The sequence below is a fragment of the Sphingomonas sp. S-NIH.Pt15_0812 genome (assembly GCF_003951315.1).
Lineage (GTDB): Bacteria > Pseudomonadota > Alphaproteobacteria > Sphingomonadales > Sphingomonadaceae > Sphingomonas.
This window is the reverse complement of the sequence record NZ_QLJH01000094.1, coordinates 1-1,216: the sequence shown is the minus strand read 5'-3', so window position 1 is coordinate 1,216 and position 1,216 is coordinate 1. Positions and strand designations below refer to the sequence as shown.

At 65.0% G+C, this 1,216-nt stretch carries 1 protein-coding gene; it reads right to left on the bottom strand.

Features of this window, described 5'->3' with window-relative positions; genetic code table 11:
- Nucleotides 1-26: 26 nt before the first annotated feature.
- A protein-coding gene (locus BRX43_RS20035) for an IS3 family transposase (protein WP_241215107.1) occupies nucleotides 27-1,153 on the bottom strand; the annotation gives its coding sequence in 2 pieces (ribosomal slippage) (nucleotides 27-895 and nucleotides 895-1,153; 1,128 coding nt in all).
- Nucleotides 1,154-1,216 lie beyond the last annotated feature (63 nt).

Here is a 1,216-nt window from a genome sequence, read left to right as displayed (position 1 = left end):
TGACGTGCTCCCCAAAGCTCTACCAGTCATAACTGGAGTCCGGGGTTGGTATGGTGCCCCTCTGGGCGGTGTTGCACAACCCGCCTGGCGGCATCGGCGGGCGTCAGCCCGCCAGCACCACTATGCGGGCGCACATGGTTGTAGTCGTCGCGCCAGAGCCGCAGCACCGACCGGGCATGGCCCAGCGACACGAACAGCGTCTCGTTGAGGCACTCGTCACGCAGGCGGCCGTTGAAGCTCTCGACATAGCCGTTCTGCTGCGGCTTGCCGGGCGCGATATAGTGCCACTCGACAGGCCGCTCCTGCGTCCATCTCAGGATCGCGAGACTGGTCAGCTCGGTGCCATTGTCGCTGACGATCATCAGCGGCACGCCGCGCACAGCGATGATGGCGTCGAGCTCGCGAGCGACACGCGCGCCTGACAGCGAGGTGTCGACCACCAGCGCCAGGCATTCCCGCGTGAAGTCGTCGACCACTGCAAGGATGCGGATGCGCCGGCCGCTGACCAGCGTGTCACTGACGAAGTCGAGGCTCCACCGCTGGTTCGGACCCTGCGGCAGCGTCATCGGCGCACGTGTGCCCATGGCTCGCTTCCGGCCACGCCGGCGCCTGACCCGCAGGTTTTCCTCGCGATACAGCCGCAGCAGCTTCTTGTGGTTCATGACGATGCCCTCCCGGGCAAGCATGATCCCCAACCGCCGATAGCCGAAGCGACGACGCTCAGCCGCGATCTCGCGCAACCGCGACCGCAGGTCGCCATCATCAGATCGCCGATGCGCATAGCGCATCGACGTCCGATCCACGCTGAAGATGGTACAGGCCCGACGCTCGCTGATGCCGAACAACTGCCGCGCATGCCCGACAGCCTTCCGCTGAGCGGCAGGCCTCACCAGTTTTTTGCTACCGCCTCCTTGAGCACGGCGTTGTCGAGCATCGCGTCCGCCAGCAGCCGCTTCAGCCGGGCGTTCTCGTCCTCCAGCACCTTCAGCTTGCGTGCTTGCGACACGTCCATGCCGCCATACTTCGCCTTCCAGGCGTAGAGCGTCGCGCTGCTGATGCCGTGCTTGCGGCACACATCGGCGGTCTTCATCCCGCCCTCCTGCTCGCGCAGTACCGCGATGATCTGCTCCTCGCTGAACCTACTCTTCTTCACGTCCGTCTCCTCACGAAGGCGGACTCTAGCTCAAATTGGCGGAGTTTCAGGGGAGCACGTCAA